At 68.2% G+C, this 19,459-nt stretch carries 15 protein-coding genes, 1 pseudogene and 1 riboswitch; of the genes and pseudogenes, 11 read left to right on the top strand and 5 right to left on the bottom strand.

What is annotated here, in order from left to right; all coding sequences use genetic code 11:
* Window positions 1–71: 71 nt before the first annotated feature.
* Window positions 72–926 carry a glycoside hydrolase family 16 protein gene (locus BW41_RS05695; RefSeq protein ID WP_051583280.1) on the bottom strand — a complete coding sequence of 285 codons (855 nt, stop codon included), beginning with the start codon at window positions 924–926 and terminating at the stop codon, window positions 72–74.
* Window positions 927–1,489: 563 nt separating this feature from the next.
* On the opposite strand from BW41_RS05695, the gene BW41_RS05690 reads away from it, so the two are divergent.
* From BW41_RS05690 to galU, 3 genes are all read left to right on the top strand, one after another.
* The gene (locus BW41_RS05690; RefSeq protein WP_037532326.1) at window positions 1,490–2,320 is read left to right on the top strand and encodes a glycosyltransferase family 8 protein; all 831 of its coding nucleotides are present in this window, start codon (window positions 1,490–1,492) and stop codon (window positions 2,318–2,320) included.
* A 281-nt stretch (window positions 2,321–2,601) separates the two neighbouring features.
* Window positions 2,602–3,504: a hypothetical protein gene (locus BW41_RS05685; RefSeq protein ID WP_051583279.1), complete on the top strand. Its 903-nt coding sequence runs from the start codon at window positions 2,602–2,604 to the stop codon at window positions 3,502–3,504.
* 252 nt (window positions 3,505–3,756) lie between these two features.
* Window positions 3,757–4,626, top strand: coding sequence for a UTP--glucose-1-phosphate uridylyltransferase GalU (gene galU, locus BW41_RS05680; RefSeq protein ID WP_037532324.1), 870 nt, complete (start codon window positions 3,757–3,759; stop codon window positions 4,624–4,626).
* 78 nt (window positions 4,627–4,704) lie between these two features.
* Here galU and BW41_RS19995 read toward each other — a convergent pair whose 3' ends face one another.
* From BW41_RS19995 to BW41_RS05660, 4 genes are all read right to left on the bottom strand, one after another.
* The gene (locus tag BW41_RS19995) at window positions 4,705–5,967 is read right to left on the bottom strand and encodes a hypothetical protein (RefSeq protein WP_051583278.1); all 1,263 of its coding nucleotides are present in this window, start codon (window positions 5,965–5,967) and stop codon (window positions 4,705–4,707) included.
* 147 nt (window positions 5,968–6,114) lie between these two features.
* Window positions 6,115–6,333 (bottom strand): hypothetical protein, encoded by a 219-nt coding sequence (locus BW41_RS05670; RefSeq protein WP_037532322.1) that lies wholly within the window; start codon window positions 6,331–6,333, stop codon window positions 6,115–6,117.
* Complete coding sequence (locus BW41_RS05665) at window positions 6,282–6,854, bottom strand: hypothetical protein (RefSeq protein WP_037532319.1); 573 nt, start codon at window positions 6,852–6,854, stop codon at window positions 6,282–6,284. The genes BW41_RS05670 and BW41_RS05665 overlap by 52 nt, the downstream gene beginning before the upstream one ends.
* A 1,357-nt stretch (window positions 6,855–8,211) precedes the next feature.
* Window positions 8,212–9,624, bottom strand: a complete 1,413-nt coding sequence (locus BW41_RS05660; RefSeq protein WP_081792938.1) for an L-serine ammonia-lyase — start codon at window positions 9,622–9,624, stop codon at window positions 8,212–8,214.
* A gap of 101 nt (window positions 9,625–9,725) precedes the next feature.
* Window positions 9,726–9,814, bottom strand: a riboswitch (glycine riboswitch).
* 295 nt (window positions 9,815–10,109) lie between these two features.
* On the opposite strand from BW41_RS05660, the gene BW41_RS05655 reads away from it, so the two are divergent.
* The 8 genes and pseudogenes from BW41_RS05655 to BW41_RS05625 all read left to right on the top strand — a co-directional run bounded on the left by BW41_RS05655 (window position 10,110) and on the right by BW41_RS05625 (window position 19,409).
* On the top strand, window positions 10,110–11,108 hold the full coding sequence (locus tag BW41_RS05655) for a replication initiator protein A (RefSeq protein ID WP_051583277.1): 999 nt from the start codon (window positions 10,110–10,112) through the stop codon (window positions 11,106–11,108).
* Window positions 11,109–11,551: 443 nt separating this feature from the next.
* Window positions 11,552–12,376 (top strand): helix-turn-helix domain-containing protein, encoded by an 825-nt coding sequence (locus tag BW41_RS05650; protein WP_051583276.1) that lies wholly within the window; start codon window positions 11,552–11,554, stop codon window positions 12,374–12,376.
* A 244-nt stretch (window positions 12,377–12,620) separates the two neighbouring features.
* Window positions 12,621–13,253, top strand: a pseudogene (gene parA / locus BW41_RS05645) (ParA family partition ATPase); the annotation flags it as partial.
* A gap of 3 nt (window positions 13,254–13,256) precedes the next feature.
* Window positions 13,257–13,538, top strand: a complete 282-nt coding sequence (locus BW41_RS22000; RefSeq protein WP_152542146.1) for a ribbon-helix-helix domain-containing protein — start codon at window positions 13,257–13,259, stop codon at window positions 13,536–13,538.
* A gap of 303 nt (window positions 13,539–13,841) precedes the next feature.
* Window positions 13,842–15,866: an acyltransferase family protein gene (locus BW41_RS05640; protein WP_161773117.1), complete on the top strand. Its 2,025-nt coding sequence runs from the start codon at window positions 13,842–13,844 to the stop codon at window positions 15,864–15,866.
* Window positions 15,857–16,909, top strand: coding sequence for an acyltransferase family protein (locus BW41_RS19990; RefSeq protein WP_051583275.1), 1,053 nt, complete (start codon window positions 15,857–15,859; stop codon window positions 16,907–16,909). Before BW41_RS05640 ends, BW41_RS19990 begins: the two co-directional genes overlap by 10 nt.
* A gap of 224 nt (window positions 16,910–17,133) precedes the next feature.
* A complete protein-coding gene (locus BW41_RS05630; protein ID WP_037532313.1) occupies window positions 17,134–17,712 on the top strand; it encodes a hypothetical protein in 579 nt (192 codons plus the stop codon).
* Window positions 17,709–19,409 carry a relaxase/mobilization nuclease domain-containing protein gene (locus tag BW41_RS05625; RefSeq protein WP_235199585.1) on the top strand — a complete coding sequence of 567 codons (1,701 nt, stop codon included), beginning with the start codon at window positions 17,709–17,711 and terminating at the stop codon, window positions 19,407–19,409. The genes BW41_RS05630 and BW41_RS05625 overlap by 4 nt, the downstream gene beginning before the upstream one ends.
* Window positions 19,410–19,459 lie beyond the last annotated feature (50 nt).

Raw genomic sequence — 19,459 nt, 5'->3', positions numbered from 1 at the left:
ATCCCTGCGCGGTGCTGCCCGGGCGTTTACCATCAAGATATTGCAAAAGCCTGACGATAGCTTGATCCGGATCATGGTCGGTCCTTGCGGACATAGGCGCGGACATAGTCCACCGTCATCGCGCGGTCGTCGGGCATGCCGTCGATCGGCCAGCCGCCGCCCGCGCCGAGATTGACCAGCAGCATCTTGGGCTTGAGGTAATCGGGCGCCGAGGCGAAACAGGCGACCTGCCGCCCGTCGAGGAAGACGGTGATCGCCTCCTTCTCGACGCTGACGCCGTAGCGGTGCATCGCGCTGCTGAGCGAACCCGCCGGCACGCGCACCACCTTGGGCCCCTGGTCGCGGCTCTTGCCGTCGGTCCACAGATGCGTGGTGGCGAGGAAGGTGGCGGGATCGCGGCCGTAATGTTCGAGCACGTCGATCTCCGGCGTCGTCTCGCCCTTCTTGCCGAGCGAGCCGAGCCAGAAGGCCGGCCACACGCCATTGCCCGCCGGCAGCTGCGCGCGCATCTCGAAATAGCCGGTGCGCTGGGTGAAGCCATTGCCCTTGGCGTCGCTCGACGACAGCAGCCCGGCCTGCCACTTGCCCTGCGCATTGCGCTTCATGTGGATGGTGAGCTCGCCATTGGCGACCGAGAAGGGAAAGCCCGGTTGCGGGTCGACGAAGGTCGCGCTGCCGAAATCGCCGTTCCACGGCGTATGCGCGGTCCAGCGCGTCCCCGGCCCGTGCGCCGAGACGTCGAGCGTGTCGAACGGCTCGTCGAACGTCGGACGATAGTCCTTGAGGTCGATCCGCGCCGGGCATTGCGGCACCGGCGCGCAGGCGGCGGTGCCGGCGAGCGACAGCGCGGTCGCACCCGCGCCGATCACCGACACGATACGGCGCCGGATATGCGCGCCGCGGGAGCTGGGCAGGATCGGGATCATGGCCACCTTTGCTGTCAGGGGGTTGGAGCATCGTCCTCTCGCGGAGGCGGGTCTGATGCCCGTCTGGCTCTCGCCCGCATCGTCGCTACTACGCACCACCGGGCTTCGGCGATCCGTCGGTAAACGCGCTGGTCACCATTCGTGTAGGGCAAAGCGGTCGATCATGCCAGTCGTGCCGTCCCGCGTCCGATTTTGGCACGGTTCCAAAGCTTAGGCCAAGATCGCCGGACGTGGGGACATGAACGGGTCGATCCGATGCCGCGGCGTGCCATGCCGTTTCAACGCCGCCCTTACCTGCCCCGACGAACTCCGTTATGCCGGCCGTGTGGGAGGGGAAGCAGCATCGTGTCGAACGAAACACACCGTCGTGCGCGGCGCGGCACCCCCATCGCTTGCATGATCATATTGACGGCGCGCGCGCGTCCGGCACACAGAGTGGCCGCAAAGGAATCTCCGTGACTGTGAATGCTTCCCCATCGCGATCATGCATTTGCTACATAGCGAACCAGGGGTATCTGTATCAGTCGCTGGTCAGCGCAATACAGGCGCGGCAGCATTCGCCGGTGCATTGGGACGTGATCGTCTTCGACATGACCGCCGCGCCGGGCGAGGAAAGCCGCCGCATCGCGCATGTCTGCGCCGCCAAGGGGGTGGACTATCGCTGGGCGGACCCGGCGGTGCTCGGCGGACTGCACATCATGAACGCGCGGCTGTTCCTCGACGAGCTGCTGCCCGCCGATTACGCCGAGATCCTCTATCTCGACGGTGATACGCAGGTGGTCGGCGACCTCACCCCGCTGCTCGACTTCCAGCCGCAGCCGGGCGGGCTGTGCGCGGTGCGCGACCCGATGATCTATCTGCGCGGCGTCGACCGGCTGCGCGACGAATTCGAGGATGAGATCCGCGCCTTCGGCGACGATTACGTCAACAGCGGCGTGTTCCGCGTCGACCGGGCGAGCTGGGCGGCGATCTCGCGCGAGGCGCTCGCGCAGATGGGCGATGCGACCAGCGCGCTGCATTTCGAGGACCAGACGGTGATCAACCGCGTCACCGACGGGCGGCGCGACTATGCCTCGCTGCGCTGGAATTTCCCGGGCTTCATCCTCGGCTATGGCCTCGACGCGATCGCACCGCCGGCGATCGTCCATTTCATGTCCAATCCCCGGCCGTGGCAGGGCGCCTATGCGCCATGGGGCCGGTCGTGGAACATCCCCTATCTCGCACTCGCGCGCGAATTCCCCGAGATCAAGGCCTATTGCGCCGCGCTCGATCTGCGCCGCCGCGCCGCCTACAAGGTCAAGCAGATCGCCAAATCCTATGTCGAACGCCGGCTGTGGAACGCGCCCGAGCTGATCGACCATATCCGCCGGCTGGAAGAACGGGCCGACGTGTGAGCGTTGCGCGGGCCTGCGTCGCGGCGCGGGCCGCCGCCTGCGCAGTCCGCGCCGACGGGCCAAGCAAACAAGGGCCGTATCGGCCGCTGCAACTTGGCGCGCGCGGGGGCATGCGGGCGGCAAAGCTCCGGCAATGCTTGGCGCGACCGGCGGCTATGCGACAGGATGCTGGATTATCGCGACCAAAGACGCTACCCGCAGGGTGGACCAGACGGCGCCCCGGCCGCGACGAACGCCCTGCGGAGACAAGCGCGCATCATGACCAGCAGGACCGTCCTTTGATGCTGGGCAGCGCGACGTCCAAGAATCTGGTGATCACCCGCGCCGGGCCGAAGAGCCTGCACGAGGGGTGGCTGACGCCGGCCGCGACGCGCGATTTCGACCTGCTCGTCGCCTCGTTCGATCCCAACAGCCGGCCGCTCGCCGCGCCCGGCACCTTCCACCGCTTCATCCCCGGCACCAAGGTGCAGGGCTGGCGCGCGACGCTGTCCGACAATGCCGACTTCATCGCGCAATATGACTATATCGCGCTGATCGACGACGACATCGATACCGATGCCGACAGCCTCAGCCGATTGTTCGCGCTCGGCGCGGCGGAGGGGTTCACGATCTTCCAGCCGAGCCTGACCTGGGACAGCTATTTCACCTATGCCGGCACGGTGCGGAACCCGTCGTTGCGCTACCGTGCGGTCAATTACATCGAGATGATGGCGCCCTTCTTCGCGACGCGCGCGCTGCAGCAGGTCGCACCGCTGTTCGATTACGGCTGGGAAAGCGGCATCGACCTGATCTGGGGCAGCGCCCTGCCCGCCGCCGACCGCCGCTTCGCGATCGTCGACGCCATCCCCGTCCGCCACACCCGCCCGGTCGGTGCGCTCAAGGAGGCCAACGGCTTCGTCAACCGCACCTATGAATCGGACATCGAGGCGGCACTGGCGCATTTCGCGATGGCCTGGCCGAGCCTCGTCGCCAGCCGCGGCGTCACCGCCACGGGCGCGGACGTCGGTCGCTGGGGGCTCGCCTGGCGCGTGCTCGGCCTGCTCGGGCTGCCGTGGCGCTCGCCGACGCGCGGCGCGTGGCGGCGCACGCTCGACCATATCCGCCACCAGTGGATGCCCCCCCCCGCCTATGTCGAAGCCGTCGGCGACCGCCTCGCCCGCGATGCCGCCGGGCGCTTGCGGTAACTCTGTTCACGCGGAGGGGGTGCCCCTGCCGCGCCGGCGGCCCTTCCTCACGCCAAGGATAGGACCGGGCCACGCCCGCCCCGGACGATATCGCTCCGTGCCTCCGCGTGAACCCAAAATCCATCCGACCGTGACGGAAGGTTCGTCCCGAACCGGCACCACCTCACACCTAGTGTATTTCTTCTGTCTTCATAACACTCTAGACGCCGGTGCACGGTATGTGACCGCTCGCACAAGCAATGGGACCTCTCGATGACGATCAAGCGCGTACGCAAAGCAGTGTTTCCGGTGGCGGGCCTCGGCACGCGCTTCCTGCCCGCGACCAAATCGATGCCCAAGGAGATGCTGACCGTCGTCGACAAGCCGCTGATCCAATATGCGGTCGAGGAAGCGCTGGAAGCGGGGATCGAGCAGATCATCTTCGTCACCGGCCGCGGCAAGGGCGCGCTCGAGGATCATTTCGACATCTCCTACGAGCTCGAGGCGACGATGCGTGCGCGCGGCAAGTCGCTCTCCGCGATCGAGGGCATCCGCCAGAAGCCCGGCTCGCCGGTCTACGTCCGCCAGCAGGAGCCGCTCGGCCTCGGCCATGCCGTCTGGTGCGCGCGCGAGATCGTCGGCGACGAGCCGTTCGCGGTGCTGCTCCCCGACGAGCTGATGGTCGGCAAGCCCGGCTTCATCGCGCAGATGGTCGAGGCCTATAACCAGGTCGGCGGCAATATCGTCGGCGCGCTCGAGGTCGCCGACAGCGAGACCGACAAATACGGCATCATCTCGCCGGGCGCGGTCGACGGCCGCCTCACCGAGGTCAAGGCGCTGGTCGAGAAGCCCAAGGCGGGCAGCGCGCCGTCCAACCTGATGATCCCCGGCCGCTACATCCTGCAGCCCGAGGTGATGCGCATCCTCGAGAGCCAGGAGAAGGGCGCGGGCGGCGAGATCCAGCTGACCGACGCGATGGCGCAGCTGATCGGCCAGCAGCCGTTCCACGGCTTCACCTTCGACGGCGAGCGCTATGATTGCGGCGACAAGGCGGGCTATATCCAGGCCAATCTCGCCCTCGCCCTCGCCCGCGCCGACATCGGCCCCGCGGTGCGCAGCTTCGCCGAAGGCCTGCTGCGCTGAGCTGACGACAGGCCGACATGTCGCGATGTCGACGTGTCGGCTTGTCGATAGGGCATTGCCCGTTCAGCGCCGTGCCGCTCACGGCTGGACGGCGAAGCGCACCGGCCCCGGCGGGGCGAACAGCCGTGCGGGCGGTGAGCCGGCGCGGACGACGATCTGGTCGAGCGGCACCGCATCAGCCGGCGCGGAGGCGGCGAAGACCTGGATGAGCCGATATCCCGCCGCCGGCAGCAGCGTTGCGGGCACCGCCAGCGGCTGGCCGCCGAGATCGGACAGCCAGACGGGGCGGCCGAACCGATAGCTTCGCCGCGGATGGATGACCTGCAGGTCGACCGCCCCGGCATATGGGCCGAGCACCAGCGGAGCATCCCGCCGGAACAGGATGCCGTCGCGATCCTGCACGCGCGCGGCCGCCGCCTCATAAGACGCGCGCGTCGCGACGCTCTCCTCGGTCAGCGTGGTCTGGTCGATCGTCAGCGGGTCGATCCCGGTCATCCGCTTCAGCCGCGCGGCCATCCACTCGATCCGTTTGCCGTCGCCCTCGTCGAGCGGCGCCTCGGCGACATGGCTGTGCCCGACATAGACGAACAGCTTGGCCGCCGGCATGCGGCGATGCAGGGCGGCGAGATTGTCCGCCTCGGCCTGTTCACGCGCCGCGATCCCCGCGGCGCGTGACGGCTGCCCTTTGGGACGTTGCAGGCTGGTCTGCTCATAGCCGGCCGGCTGGTAGCCGATGGCGAGCGCATTGCGCAGGAAGGCGGCATAGACCGGATCGCGGGTGTAAAAACCGGTGCCGATGCGGGCGAAGCCATCGCGGGCGAGCTGCGCGACCGCGGTCGGCTTGCCCGCGCGCGCCGGCTCGTTGCTGAACGTCTCCGCGGCAAGCACCGTATAACCGAGCGGCCGCAGCGCCTGCGCTACCCGCCACGCGAAGGCGCGGTCGCGCGGGCTGCTGTGCGCTTCGTTGAGGATGACGATGCTGGTCGCGCGGGCGCGGCGGACGATCTCGGCCATCGCGTCGCGTCCGACCGACTCGCCGATTGCCGCGTCCCAGCCGGCCTCGCCCGCGCCATGCGGCTGCGCGGTGGCGAGTGTGGCGAGATCGAGCTCGTTGGTGACGGTGGTGCTGACCTGTTCCCACATCTGATAGGCAAGGTCGTCGCGGACCTTGCCCTGCGCGTCGAACGCCGCCGCGGCGAGCATGTCGGTCGCTTGCAGATAGCCGCCTTTGTCATAGGCGGTTATCGCGGCGTCGACCTGATTTTCAGCTGGCTGCGCCGGGGGCGTCTGTGCCGCAAGCAGCGTGGCGAGCAGGATGGTACCCCGGATCACGATCGCCATGGCATGCCCCTCCCTCGCCGGCAGGATGGAGTGTTGTGCGATCCGGGTCCAGCGGCGACATGCGTGCTTTCCGCTGCGGTATAGAGCCGCCTCATCCCGGCCCATGAAGATGTCGAGATGACGGAATGTCGATATGTCGACACGTCGTCAGCTCTGCACCTCCACCTCAATACCCAGAGATCGTCGCAGATGCGCTCTGGTCGCCGCCTCGAAGGCGGTCGGCCAAGCGATGTCCCAGCGTGCGGCGAGCGCCCGCGCATGCGGCAGGAAGGCGGATGCGACGGCGCGATAGGCCGCGATCAGCGACGCCTCGCTCAGATCGGCCTGCGGAAGCCGTTCGAGCAGCGCGAGCTGATCGGGCGGCAACCGGCGCCTCCAGGCGAGCATGCCGCCGTGTCGGCGCGCTCAACCGCCTTGGAGAGGAGCTGGAACAGCGCCATGCGCTGCATCTCGAGACCGGCGCGGGCGGCGAGATACTCCCGCCGGCCGAGCACGACGGGCAGCAGCCCCAGCACGCGCAGGAATTCGTCGATGAGGAAGGCGACGCGCGCGCGATCTGGCCCCGGCCAGTCGCGATGCGCGGCGAGGCGATCGTAGAGGCCGGCGTGGTCGATCAGGCAGCGCGTGCCGTCCTGGGTCTGCCGGAGCGCGCCGGCCTGGTCGGTGAGCAGCAGGTCGATCCGCTCCCACCCCTGCCCGATCGCATTGTGCACCGCGCCACCGCTGCGCGCCTGATACCAGAGGACGAATGGCACCAGGGCGTCGACCTGCACGCGCCAGTGTTGCGCGAAACCGGCCTGATGCTCCGGCGCGACGACGGCGATGAGGTCGACGTCGCTATACGCATCCGCCTCGCCCCGCCCCGCCCGAAGCTGCCGCCGAGCCACAGCGCGTCGAGATGCGGTACATCCTGCACCGCGCGCGTGATGGCGGCGATGAACCGCTCTTGCCACATGATGCGTCCACCTGCCCTGCTATCATAGCGGCAACGCCGGCGCTGCGGGAGGGCATCGCCGTGTCGACCTGTCGACCAGTCGGGATGTCGATAGCTCACGCCGTCGCCCCACGGTGTCGACACGTCGTCATGTCGAACCATCGAGGTGGTGGATGTGCGACGATAGCCTAGGGATCAGCGGAGAATGGAGGCTCGCGCAGAGCCGCAGAGGACGCAGAGAGGCCCGCGGGAGGATAGTTCGGCCTTCTTGTGCTCCGCCGTCGCGGGATCGCCATGCGGCGCAGCTGTCCGGATCGCGTGGACATGGGCCGCTTCCCCCAATGCAACCCCTCCGCGCCTCCGCGTGTACCAAAGCCCGGCCGCTGCGCGGACGGCTGGATAATGGATCACGCGAAGACGCGAAGACGCGAAGAGAAGGGGGGGCACGCGGAGGCGCGCAGGCGCGGAGAGGGACGCGCTAGAGGGAGCGCCCTGTCCTCCAGCGGCGGCTGTGAAGGAGCGATGCACTGGCGCGCAGCCCCTTCGCGTCGTCGCGTCTCCGCGTGATCCTCAAGCGGCGTCACCCACGACCCGGCCGCTCGGAATGCCGCGTCGCTCCCGACCAATGCATCGCGTCGAGTCATCGACGTGTCGACACCACAACACCTCGACAGATCGGCAATGGAATATCGGATGCCAAAGGAGGCTCTCGTGGGATCGCTATGCGGCGCAGCTGTCCGGATCGCGGGGACATGAGCCGCTTCCCCAATGCAACTCCTCCGCGCCTCCGCGTGAATCAAAGCCCGGCCGCTGCGCGGACAGCTGGATAATGGATCACGCAAAGACGCGAAGAGGAGGAAGCTCACGCGGAGGCGCGGAGAGGGACGCGCGGGCGGGAACGCCCTGCCCTACAGCGGCGGCTGGGAAGGAGGAACGCGCTGGCGCGCAGGCCCTTCGCGTCTTCGCGTCTTCGCGTCTTCGCGTGACCCTCAAGCCGCGTTCGCCGCGATCCGGCCGCTCAGGGCACCGCGCTGTTCCTCCACGGGGCAGCACATGAGATGATCAATTTGTCGACACTACGACACGTCGACAGTTCGCGCTACGAAGGCCCGATCGGGCGGCTGGTCTCTCACGGCTCAAGCGTCAGCTCTCACCGTCTCGTGGGGCAGTCCCCTCCCCCACAGACGTTCTGCGCTCTCTCCGCCTCTGCGCGACCAGAACCGGCAGCCACGATCACCAGCGCGGGACGGCACGCGCAACAAGGTCCCAATCGTCAGGTCAGATGATCGACCTGTCGACACCCCAACACGTCAACATTCCACCACGTTGACCGCCAGCCCGCCGAGGCTCGTCTCCTTATACTGCGAGCGCATGTCCTCGCCGGTCTGGCGCATCGTCTCGATCACCGCGTCGAGGCTGACGACGTGGCTGCCGTCGCCGCGCAGCGCGAGATAGGCGGCGTTGATCGCCTTGACCGCGCCCATCGTGTTGCGTTCGATGCACGGGATCTGGACGAGCCCGCCGATCGGGTCGCAGGTCAGGCCGAGGTTGTGCTCCATGCCGATCTCGGCGGCATTCTCGATCTGGCGGTTGCTGCCGCCGAGCACCGCGGCGAGGCCACCCGCCGCCATCGAACAGGCGACGCCGACCTCGCCCTGGCAGCCCATCTCCGCCGCCGAGATCGACGCGCGCTTCTTGTAGAGCATGCCGATCGCCGCCGCGGTGAGCAGGAAGGTGCGGGCGCCCTCCCCGCGCGTCGCCGCGTCGAACTCGCGCGCCACCAGCGTCTCGTAGAAGCGCAGCACCGCGGGCAGCACGCCCGCCGCGCCGTTGGTCGGCGCGGTGACGACGCGGCCGCCGGCGGCATTCTCCTCGTTGACCGCGAGCGCCCACAGGCTGACCCATTCGAACACCTCGGCAGGGTTGCTGCCCGGCACGCAGCCGCTCAACCCTTGCGCGATCGCATGGGCGCGCCGGCGCACCTTGAGCCCGCCGGGCAGCATGCCCTGCTGGGCGATGCCGCGGTCGATACAGGCGTGCATCGCCGCGCGCACCGCGTCGAGGAAGGCGTCGGTCTCCGCCGGGGCGCGCCACGCCTCCTCGTTGGCGCGGACGAGGTCGGCGATGCCGAGCCCGGTCGCATCGCCGAGCGCAAGCAGGTCGGCGCCCGAGCCGAACGGGTGGCGCACCGCGACATTGCCCGCCGCGAGCCGCTCGCCGCGGCGCAGGATCGCCCCGCCGCCGATCGAGAAATAGGTCTCGGTAAGCGTGCCGTCGGCGCATTCGGCGGTGAAGGTCAGGCCGTTGGGATGTTCGGGCAGGAACTCGCGCGGATGGAAGACGATGTCGCCGGGTGCGAAGGCGATCTCGGCGCCGCCGGCGAGCGGCAGCCGGCGTCGCGTCTCGATATCGGCAAGGATCGCCGGCGCGGCATCGGGATCGAGCCGCTCGGGCTGCCAGCCGGCGAGGCCGAGGATCACCGCCGTGTCGGTGGCATGGCCGCGCCCGGTCAGCGCGAGGCTGCCGTAAAGGTCGCAGCGGACGGCGGTGACGCCCTGTCCGACGACCCGCTGGGCGAAATCGAAGGCGGCGCGCATCGGCCCGACGGTATGCGAGCTCGACGGGCCGATGCCGATGGTGAACAGCTCGGCGACGCTGATCGGCCGGTCGAGGCCGCGATCGAGCGGGGGCCGGGGCAGGGGCTGGGGCAGGTCGGTCGGCATGGGCATTCCTCCGCCGGCATAGCCGGCCTGCCCCATCTGTCCCTTGCGCCTGAGATCGTTATCCCGTCGGCGGACGCGGCTGCGCCTCTCTCCAGATGTTTGGCGTCGCTACGGTCCTTTGGCCTGAGAGTTTCCGGGGCGGTTGCTCCTTCGGCGCCGGGGCAGGCCCGGTCTCTCCCGTATCGACCGCGCCGCTATCCGCCGGGTCGGGGCGCCGGGTCAAGCCGGCATCGCGTCTGGGTCGAGGTGACGACATGTCGACGTGACGACACGTCGCGCTCGATAGGGGCGACCGGTGGCGACATGTTGAACTGTCGACATGTCGCAAGCGCCCGCCGTGCAGCGGGCCGGGAGCAGGCGCGGCAGGCAAGGGGGGGGTGCTATTTCCTACTCGAAAGCACGAATGGACACAGGCCGGGACGCCTTTTTCCTAAGGATTCCAGTGCGGGGTGCCAAAAGTTCGTGCTTTCGAGTAGGAAATGCCCATGGCCCGTTCCACCACGCCCGCCCGCCCCGCGTCCGGCTCCGCCGCCGTGCCGCACCGCGACCTGTTCACGCTCGACAGCCCGCTGCACGGCGAGATTCGCGGCGAACGTTCGCTGATGGCCTTCCCGTTCTTCGCGCTCAGCAAGAATGCGTGGATGAAACCGCTGACCTACGACCATGCCACCGTTTCGATCGAGGTGCGTCCATCAGCGAGCGGCGTCGCGACGATCTACGACAAGGAGATCGTCCTCTACATCGCCAGCCTGATGGCGGCGAAGCTCGAGGCGGGCGAGCATGTCGAGCAGGATTTCATCTTCACCGCGCACGACCTGTTCTCGGTGACCGGCTCCAATCACAGCGCGCGGTCGTACAACCGGCTGTCCGAGGCGCTCGAGCGGCTGCAGGGTACGCAGATCAAGACCAATATCGAAGCCGGCGGGGAAGGGGAGGAGGGCTTTTTCTCCTGGCTGTCCGAAGCAAAGCTCCACTATTCGCGCACCAAAAGCGGCGAACGGCGGCTGAAAGCGGTCAAGGTGCGGCTATGCGACTGGCTGTTCCGGGCGATCCTGCTCGATCGTCACGTGCTCGACTATGCCGCCGCCTATTTTCAGCTGGGGCCGATCGAGCGGCGCATCTACGAAGTGGCGCGCTCGACGTGCGAGGAGGAGCTCGATCTCGACCTCGCCACCTTCCGCCTGCAGATCGGCTATCAGAACCCGCTGTCGAACTTCAAGGCGGCGCTCAAGCAGATCGTCGCGACCGACGGCATCCCCGATTATCACCTCGAACTGGTCGAGGGCGACGCGGGCGCAGCGGCGGAGGAGGGCGCGCCGCGCCGGGGCCGCCGCGCGCCGCAGAGCCGGGTGGTGATCACCCCGCGCCCGCAGCCCGGCCAGGCGGTGCTGAGCACGACTCGGGCCATCCTGGAATCGGCCGAGTCGGGCGAATCACCCGATGCCGAACTTGCCGCAACCGATTCGCCGGCCGCGGCCGGCTGATTCGTCCACGCCGCCGAATTGTTACTCGAAAGCACGAATGGGTTGCGGAATTTCTACTCAAAAGCACGAACTTAGCCGCGGCATTGTTACTCGAAAGCACGAATCGCCGGCGCATTTCTACTCGAAAGCACGAACTTTTTTCGGGTTAAATACTCGAAAGCACGAATCGTAGCCGCTTCCAGTGTTGGATTAATGCTGCAACAAAGGGGCGCGGCCAGCGTCGGCCGTGCAGTTTGTTGAGTGGAATGGCCGTGACCCCATAAAGGAAAGCCCGGCACGAGGCCGGGCATCCCAGTATCCGATGACCAGCGTCGCCAAACGCTAAGCCAATTCCCTTGGTAGTCAGGTCACAAGGATACTGCCGAACCCGATCCGGTTCAAGGATGCGCGTTTCGCGCCACGGATTTTTTTGTCCTCGGTCCCGGCCCGTAAGGGGATGGAAGATGACGGCGTTGACCTTCGGGGAAGCGAGCGCGCAATTCTGCGCGCGCGTACGGGGAGACGCGCGTGCCACACGCCGCGTGCCCCATCGCACCGGTGCGCCGGTGCGCCGCGACAGTATCGAAGCGGGGACGTTCGAAGACGTCTTCTTCGCCGCGCCCGCCCCCGGCGAGCCCGACCGCTGGCTGCGCGCCTGCCGCCGCGCACTCGATGCCGGTCGCCGGCTGCGCCGCGAGGCGCGCGCCGGTACGCGGACGCTCAGCGCACGCGAACGGCCGATCGCGGCGCTGACCGGTGCGGCGGTGCGCGTCTTCGAGGAACTGTGCACGCTGGCGCGGCTCCACCGCGGCCGCGTCTTCCCGAGCTACGACTGGCTCGCCGAGGCTACTGCGCTCGGCCGCGCCACCGTAGCGCGCGCGCTCGTGCTGCTCGAGGCGGCGGGCTTCCTCGTCCGCCAGCGCCGCTTCGTCCGGGTCGAGGGGGCGGGGGAGGGGCCGCGCTATCGGCAGACCTCCAACGCTTATCGCGCGCTGCTTCCCGCAACGGTGCTCGGCTATCTGCCGCGCTGGATGCGACCGGCGCCGGCACCGGTCGACCAGCTCGACCACCATCAGGCGCAGGCCGATGCGCAGGCGGTGATGCTTGCAGGGCTTTCGTCGCGCGACCGGGCGCGTGCGACCGTCGATGGCGCGCTCGGCAAGGTCCTTGCCGCACTGGGTGCCGCGATCGATCGAGCCTGCGAGTCTCAAAACCGGTCTGAACCGCCCATGGATTCTATTCATAAGGCAACAAACGAGTTGGCCTTGCCGGCCAACGCCTGCGCCTGACGGCGACAAAGCCGAACAGGGGAAACACAAGAACCGTACACCTGATGGCACCGACAGGAGTGCCGGCTTCGCCGGCACATGCTCCCTAGAAGGAGCAAGCGGATAGGGCGGGGAACGATGACGCCCGATGCGAACGGTGTGATGACGGGGCGCGCTGATTGCGACTCGCTCGCCATCCGACGCACCGACACGTCTATATGTCGAGGACTTGCCACGTCGGCATGTAGACATGTAGGAGGAGGCTATGGCGACCATCGCGATCATCAGTCAGAAGGGCGGCGCGGGTAAGACGACGCTCGCGCTCCACCTAGCCGCCGCGGCGCAGGATGCCGGCCGCGTCGCGCTGATCGTCGACACCGATCCGCAGGCGACCGCGAGCCAATGGGCGGCCTGGCGCGGCGACGCGCCACCCGAGGTGATCGACAGCCCGCCGCCGCGGCTTGCCGCCAAGGTCGCCGCCGCGACCGAGCAGGGCGCCGAGATGATCGTCATCGACACGCCGCCGCATGCCGACAGCGCGGCGCGCGCCGCGGTCGAGGTCGCCGATCTGGTGCTGATCCCGTGCCGGCCGAGCGCGTTCGACCTGTCGGCGATCCAGCCCCCCGCGAAGCTCGTCCAGCTGCTGCGCAACCCCGCCTATGTCGTGTTCACCGCCGGCTCGCCCAATGCGCCGCGCGTCTATCAGGAGGCGGGCGAGCTGGTCGACGGCTTCGGCACGCCGCCCTGTCCGGTGCAGATCCCCGATCGCGCCGCCTATCGCCACGCCAGCGGCGAAGGCCGGACGGTGATGGAATATGAACCCGACGGCAAGGCCGCCGACGACATCCGCCAGCTCTACGCCTGGACCTGTCGCCAGCTCGGCCTGCCCGAGGCGAAGAGCATGAGCCGCAAGCCGAGTTTCGCCAATCTGCGCACCGTCGGCGCGCCGACCCCGCCCGTCGCCCCTCCCGCGCCGGTCGCCGCCCCCGTTCCCGCCGCGGGCGTAGGGCAGGGGCCGGCGAGCCGCCAGGGCCGCAAGCAGATCGCTGGCTTCTTCAGCCCCGAGATGTCGTTCGCGATGCACACGCTCGCCCGCCGCCAGGGCCGCAGTCTGCAGGCGCTGATGGCCGAGGCGTTCAACGACGTGCTGAGGAAGCACGGCGAGAGCCCGATCGGCGACTGAGCGCGCGGGGCGGAGTCTTTCGCGCGGTTCGCCGGCGGAGAGATGTCACCCTCGTTTCGCGCGTATTTCGCTATGGTGGCGAAGCGTTCCCCCCGCCGGCGTCAGACATGGTTTGCGTTAACGCTGACTGCTAACCTAACAGTGTCCAAAACTGGCATCATGCCGTCAGTCTGCTGAATTGATCTTCATCAATCGGTCTTTTACCAACGTCGCGCAATGTCCGTATTTACGGCGACGACGGTGCGCCGTCATCATCGCCAAGTCGATACTGCGACGGGTGCAGAGAACAGACACTACGGTATCATGCCGTCGGGATTGGACGCGATGGTCAGGGAGGGGTTCAAGCCTGAGTTGCAGGGGCTGCGCGCGGTCGCAGTGCTGCTGGTGCTCGTCTTCCATCTCGATCCGGCGTGGCTGAGCGGCGGCTATGTCGGCGTCGATGCCTTTTTCGTGCTGTCGGGTTATTTCATTACCACCGCGCTGGTCGGCGATCTTGAGCGCACCGGCGGGATCGATCTGATCGGCTTCTACGCGCGTCGCTTTCGCCGGCTGCTGCCCGCCGCGGCGCTGGTGCTGGCGGCGATGCTCGTCGGGATCGCCGCATTCCCGCAGGACCAATGGCCGCATATCGCGCGCGAGGTTGCCGCAGCCGCGCTCTACGTCGAGAATCTGTTCCTCGCGCATCATGCGGTCGATTATCTCGCCTTCGACCGGGTCGCGAGCCCGGTGCAGCATTATTGGTCGCTGTCGGTCGAGGAGCAATTCTATCTCGTCTGGCCGGTGATCCTGCTCGGCGCGGCGCAGCTGCGGCGCGCGATCGCGTGGCCGGTGCGCCGCCTCGTCACCGGCACGATTGTGGTGGCGCTGCTCGGCTCGCTCGGCCTTTCGATCACGGCGGGTCATGCGCCCGGCAGCTATTTTCATCCGCAGCTGCGTGTCTGGGAGCTGGCGATGGGGGGGCTTGTCGCCTGTCTACCCGGCTGGTCGAACCGGGTCGCGCGCGGACGCCATGCGGTCGCGGTGCAGGGGGCAGGGCTGGTGCTGCTGACCGGCGCGGCGATCGGCTATTCGGCGACGACGGTGTTCCCCGGTTATGCCGCGCTGGTGCCGACATTCGGTGCGGCGCTGGTCATCCTCGCCGCGCAGGCGGACCGGGGGCGCAACCGGCTGCTCGACAATCCGGCGATGCGCTGGATCGGCGACCGATCCTATGCGATCTATCTATGGCATTGGCCGATCATCGTCGCGGTCCGGTATCGAAGCGACGGGCAGCTCGGGCTGTTCGACATGGTCGGCATCCTGATCGTCGTGCTGCTGCTCGCCGAATTGACCAAGCGGCTGGTCGAGGATCGCTTCCGTCTGCATGGCCGCGGGCGGGCGGGGGTGCGCAGCTTCGTGCCGGTCGCCATCGCCATCGCCGTGCCGCTGCTGCTTGCCGGTGCGCTGCTCGGCTATGTCGCCTGGGATCGCCATCGCTTCGAGCGGGCGCAGCTCGACCCACGCGTCTACCCCGGTGCCGCGGCGCTGACCGGCGCGCCGGTGCCGGCCGCGCCCGTCTTTCCCGCCGCGCATCTTGTGCCGCTCGACATCCCCAGCGTGTATGCCGACGGCTGCAGCCTGCCGTTCGGAGCGAGTGCGATCCGCGCCTGTCCGGCCGGCGTGCTGCGGTCTGCGACGACGATCGCGGTGGTCGGCGACTCCCATGCCGCGCAATGGCTGCCCGCCTTCGATCGGGCCGGGCAGCGGCGCGGCTGGCGGATCGTGCCGCTGACCAAATCCTCCTGCCCGCTGGTCGCAACGCGGATGGTCCATGCCGATGCCGCCTCCTGCGCCGTTTGGGCGCGCAACGTGCTCGCGACGCTTGCCGCGCACCCGCCGGCGGTGATCGTCTATGCGCTCTACCTCGACGGCGAGGTCGGGCAATTGGCCGACGACGATGCGCGGCTGGCGGCGATCCGACCGATGCTCGTGCGGCTTGCCGCACTCGGTTCGCGCGTTATCGTGCTGCGCGATACGCCGCACCTTTCCGTCGATCCGATCGCCGCGCTCGATCGCCCCGCACAGCCGGTGCTGTTGCCGCGTGTCGCCCGGCGCAGTGACATGCTGCGCACCGCAGCTCAGGCGAGCGGTGTGCCGATGCTCGATCTCGACGATTGGATCTGCCCGCGCGGCCAGTGCCGTACGGTGATCGGTAATCTGGTCGTCTGGCGCGACGATCATCATATCACCGCGCATTATGCCGCGACGCTCGCCGCACCGCTCGCCGACCGGCTGGCGCGGCTGCTGCCACATCCCTGTCCCCGTACCGGAGCCGCCGCATGCCCCTGACCACGCGCCCGGCGCGCCGCTACGAAACGCTCGATCTAATGCGCGGCCTCGCCGCCTTTTCGGTGCTGCTGCTGCATTGTTCGCCGCCCGGTTTCTACCTCGCGCCCCACGGCCATCTCGCGGTCGACCTGTTCTTTGCCCTCAGCGGGTTCGTCGTCGCCGCGGCCTATGCGCCCAAGCTCGCCACCGGCATGCGCCTGTCTGCGTTCGCCGCGGTGCGGATGAAGCGATTATACCCGCTGATTTTGCTCGGCGCACTGATCGGGCTCGCGGGCTATATCCGCGCCTATCCGCCGCGCGATCTGGTGATATTGTTCGTCACCGGATTGCTGATGCTGCCGACGCCGCTCGGGAGCGCCGAGGAGGGCCATGCCGCGGTGGCGATCAACCCGCCGAGCTGGAGCCTGTTCTGGGAGCTGCTGGTCAATGCGATCTTCGCGCGCTGGGCGTGGCGCTGGTCGCGGCGCGTGCTGGTCGCGATCCTGCTGGTCAGCGGCGTCGCGCTCGCCGCGCAGGCGCTCTACTACGGCCAGCTGTCGCAGGGCTTCACCTGGGGCAGCTGGTGGGGCGGGGCGGTACGCGTCAGCTTCTCGTTCACGCTCGGCGTCTGGCTCTACCGGATCGAGCGCCCGCGGTGGCGATTGCCGGTGCCGCTGATCGCGCTCGTCACCTTCGGGATTTTCCTGATGCCGGCGCTGGGGGCGTGGAACGGTCTGTTCGACATGCTGTGCGTCGCGCTCGTCTTCCCGCTGCTGCTGATCGTCGGGATCAACAGCCATGCGCCGCGGTGGACCCGCGTCTCGCTGCTGCTCGGCGAGGCGTCTTATCCTGCTTATATCCTGCAGGGCGGCGTCTATCCGCACATCAAGGGGCTGTGGCGGCATCTGCCGGTCGAGGGTGCGGCGATGATCGCGGTGACAGTCGGGATCGCGCTGGTCTTCTTCTTCGGCGCGCTGCTGGTCGCGCGGCCGTACGAGCGACTGGTGCGCGCGCTGCTGCCCGGCGTGCGGCGGGTGGAGATGCCGGCGCAGGCGGTACCGTAGGGGACGGAATTGGCCGGCCGTGCCGATAGGTGAGGTGTCACAATGCCGTCGAGCTCACGCCGGCCTGATGGCGTAGTTCGCCGCTGTGTTTGCAAGCCATTGCCGAGGCTGAGTGAACGGATTTCCTTCTATAATGCTGTGAAGAGAGGGATGGCAGGATATGCCATCTGTCACCGATGTAATACATCGATGGCAGATGGCGCCGCTGCACGGGGCTGTCGTGGATGCTGATTAGCCTGCGATTGAGGGACGAGCTGGTTGAGGAGATCGACCGCGTCGCGCTCGCTCATGGCCAATCCCGCAGTGCGTGGATCGCCCGCGTGCTGACGCAGTCTGCACTTGCCGAAGGCGAGGATGCGCCGCTGGTGCCGGTGAGCCGGCGTGGTCGTCCCGACGAATACGTGCGGGTGACGCTGCGCCTGCACCGGCACGAACTCGAGGCGATCGATGCGGTCGGCGCGCCGCTCCGCCTCAGCCGCAACGAGTGGATCAAGCGCGCCATCCGCTGGCAGCTGTGGGACAGGGCTGGGGTGCTGCGGCTCGCACCGGCAACGGCCACGGAGATCGGCAAGCTGCGCAAGCAGGTGCTCCTCATTGGGCGAAACATCAACCAGGCGGTGCACGCGATGAACGCCGCCAATATGCCGGGCAGTTCACTCGACATCGCGCGGATCGCCGAGCCGTTCATCGACACCTGCGCGGAGCTGAAGTCGCAGCTGTTCGCGCTGCGCCGTGCGCTCAGCCGCTACGTCAGCGGCGAGGTCGCCTACTGGACCCGCGCAGCGGAGGAGCAGGAGACGTGACTTTCCGCCTCTCGCCAGGAACGCTGGACTCGCTGGCGGGCGTGTTCGCGCCGCCCCGTAAACGGCGGTCGCGTGGCGGCGGACGAGGGAAGGGGGGCGCCTGGGACGACGGCGCAATGCTGGCATGTGCCGCCGCGTCGCTGCTGCGCAAGGCCGCGCCGGCGAGCAGCGGTTATCGGCCCAGCGCGCAGGTCAAACAGGCGTTCGGAGGCGGGTCGCATGCGGCGATCAGCGCGCGCGCGCTGCGGACGATGGAGCGCACCGCGCGCGGCGTTCCGGAGGTGATGGTGCGCGTCACCGGCCGCCAGCATGGCGGCGGCCACGTGCTCGCCAACATGTCGTATATCAGCCGCCTCGGCCATGGCGAGGACAAGCAGATCGACCTCCATACCAGCGAGGGCGAGGTGCTCCGCGACGGCCGCGACATGCAGGAGCTGGCGCAGGATTGGCAGGAATGGGAGACCGCCGACGAGGCGCGCCGCAAGGGCGCAACGTCGCTGTCGATGATCCTGTCGATGCCTGCGCACACCGACCCGGACGGCGTGAAAGAGGCGGCACTGGCGTTCGCGCGCGAAGAGTTCGCCAACCGCTCATGGGTTGCGGCGCTGCACGTCGATCGCGATCATCCGCACGTCCATCTGACGGTCGCGCGGCGCGATTTCGACGGCCGCCGCTTCAATCCCGATTCCGACGATCTGCTGCGGTACCGGCAGCGTTTCGCGCAGAAGCTGCGCGACCGCGGCATCGAGGCGAACGCCACGCCGGTGCAGGCGCGCGGCGTCGATGCGAAGCACGAACCGATCGCGGCGCGCAAGGTCCGCGAGCAGGGCGCGGTGCCGCAGATCGACCGTAACCGCGCCGATCGTGCGCGTCGTCTGCACAAAACGGGGCGCCCCGATCCCGCCGAAACCGCGCTGGCGAAGCGGCAGGCGGTGGTGCGCGACACGTTCCAGCGGTCGATCGATGAGCTGCGGACGTCGTCGTCGTTTGTCGATCAGGTGAAGGCGCAAACCTTGCGCAAGTTCATCGCGGCAATGCCGGAGCCGGTGCCGAATGCCCGCGCCCTGCCAGACGATCGTGAGATTGTACCGGCCAGGCGTGGGCGCGAGCAGGTTGTCGTAACCAATGATCCGATCGCTGCGGCACTCGCCCGGACGCAGGCAACGAATGCCCGCATCGCCGCCCGACGCGCCAGTCTGCCACCGCGCGCTATCGATCCCGACAATCCGATCGCCGCGGCGCTTGCCCGGTCGGAGGCCATGACGGCGAAGATAGCGGAACGGCGTGCACAGGAAACCAAAGCTGCCGATCCGGTCATGCTGGCACTGGCACGGCTGGAAGCGGCGAGGGCCGAAATCGAAAAGAGGCACCAAAAGGCCGGCGATGCGGCGGATCCGCTGGCAGCTACGCTGGCCAGAATCAACAAGGCTGCCGAAGCATTGGCGGCGCGGGGGCGGGATGCGGGCGTGGCCGGAACCCCGGGTTGCGATCGGTCGGCGGATCGCACTGCCGCCGAGCGATCGGAGCAGATGCGGGCGCTCGATGAGCCGGAACGCCGGCCCATGCCGGTATATTCGGCTGACAGTGTCGATGAATTCCTGCGTCAGACCCTCGAGCGTGTCCGTGCGCTGGAGCAGGAACGCTGTCGGATGCTGCAGCGCGACCGGTCGCATGACAGAGGCGGGCCTCGTCGGTAACGTTCGATCGGTTGGCAGCGGGCGCTCGGGTTAGCGCGCTTCGATGGGAA

Origin of the sequence: Sphingomonas sp. RIT328 (assembly GCF_000632225.1) — a bacterium.
In the GTDB taxonomy this organism is placed as follows: domain Bacteria; phylum Pseudomonadota; class Alphaproteobacteria; order Sphingomonadales; family Sphingomonadaceae; genus Sphingomonas; species Sphingomonas kyungheensis.
The sequence above is the reverse complement of the archived record's forward strand: the minus strand, read 5'-3'. Positions and strand labels throughout refer to the sequence as shown.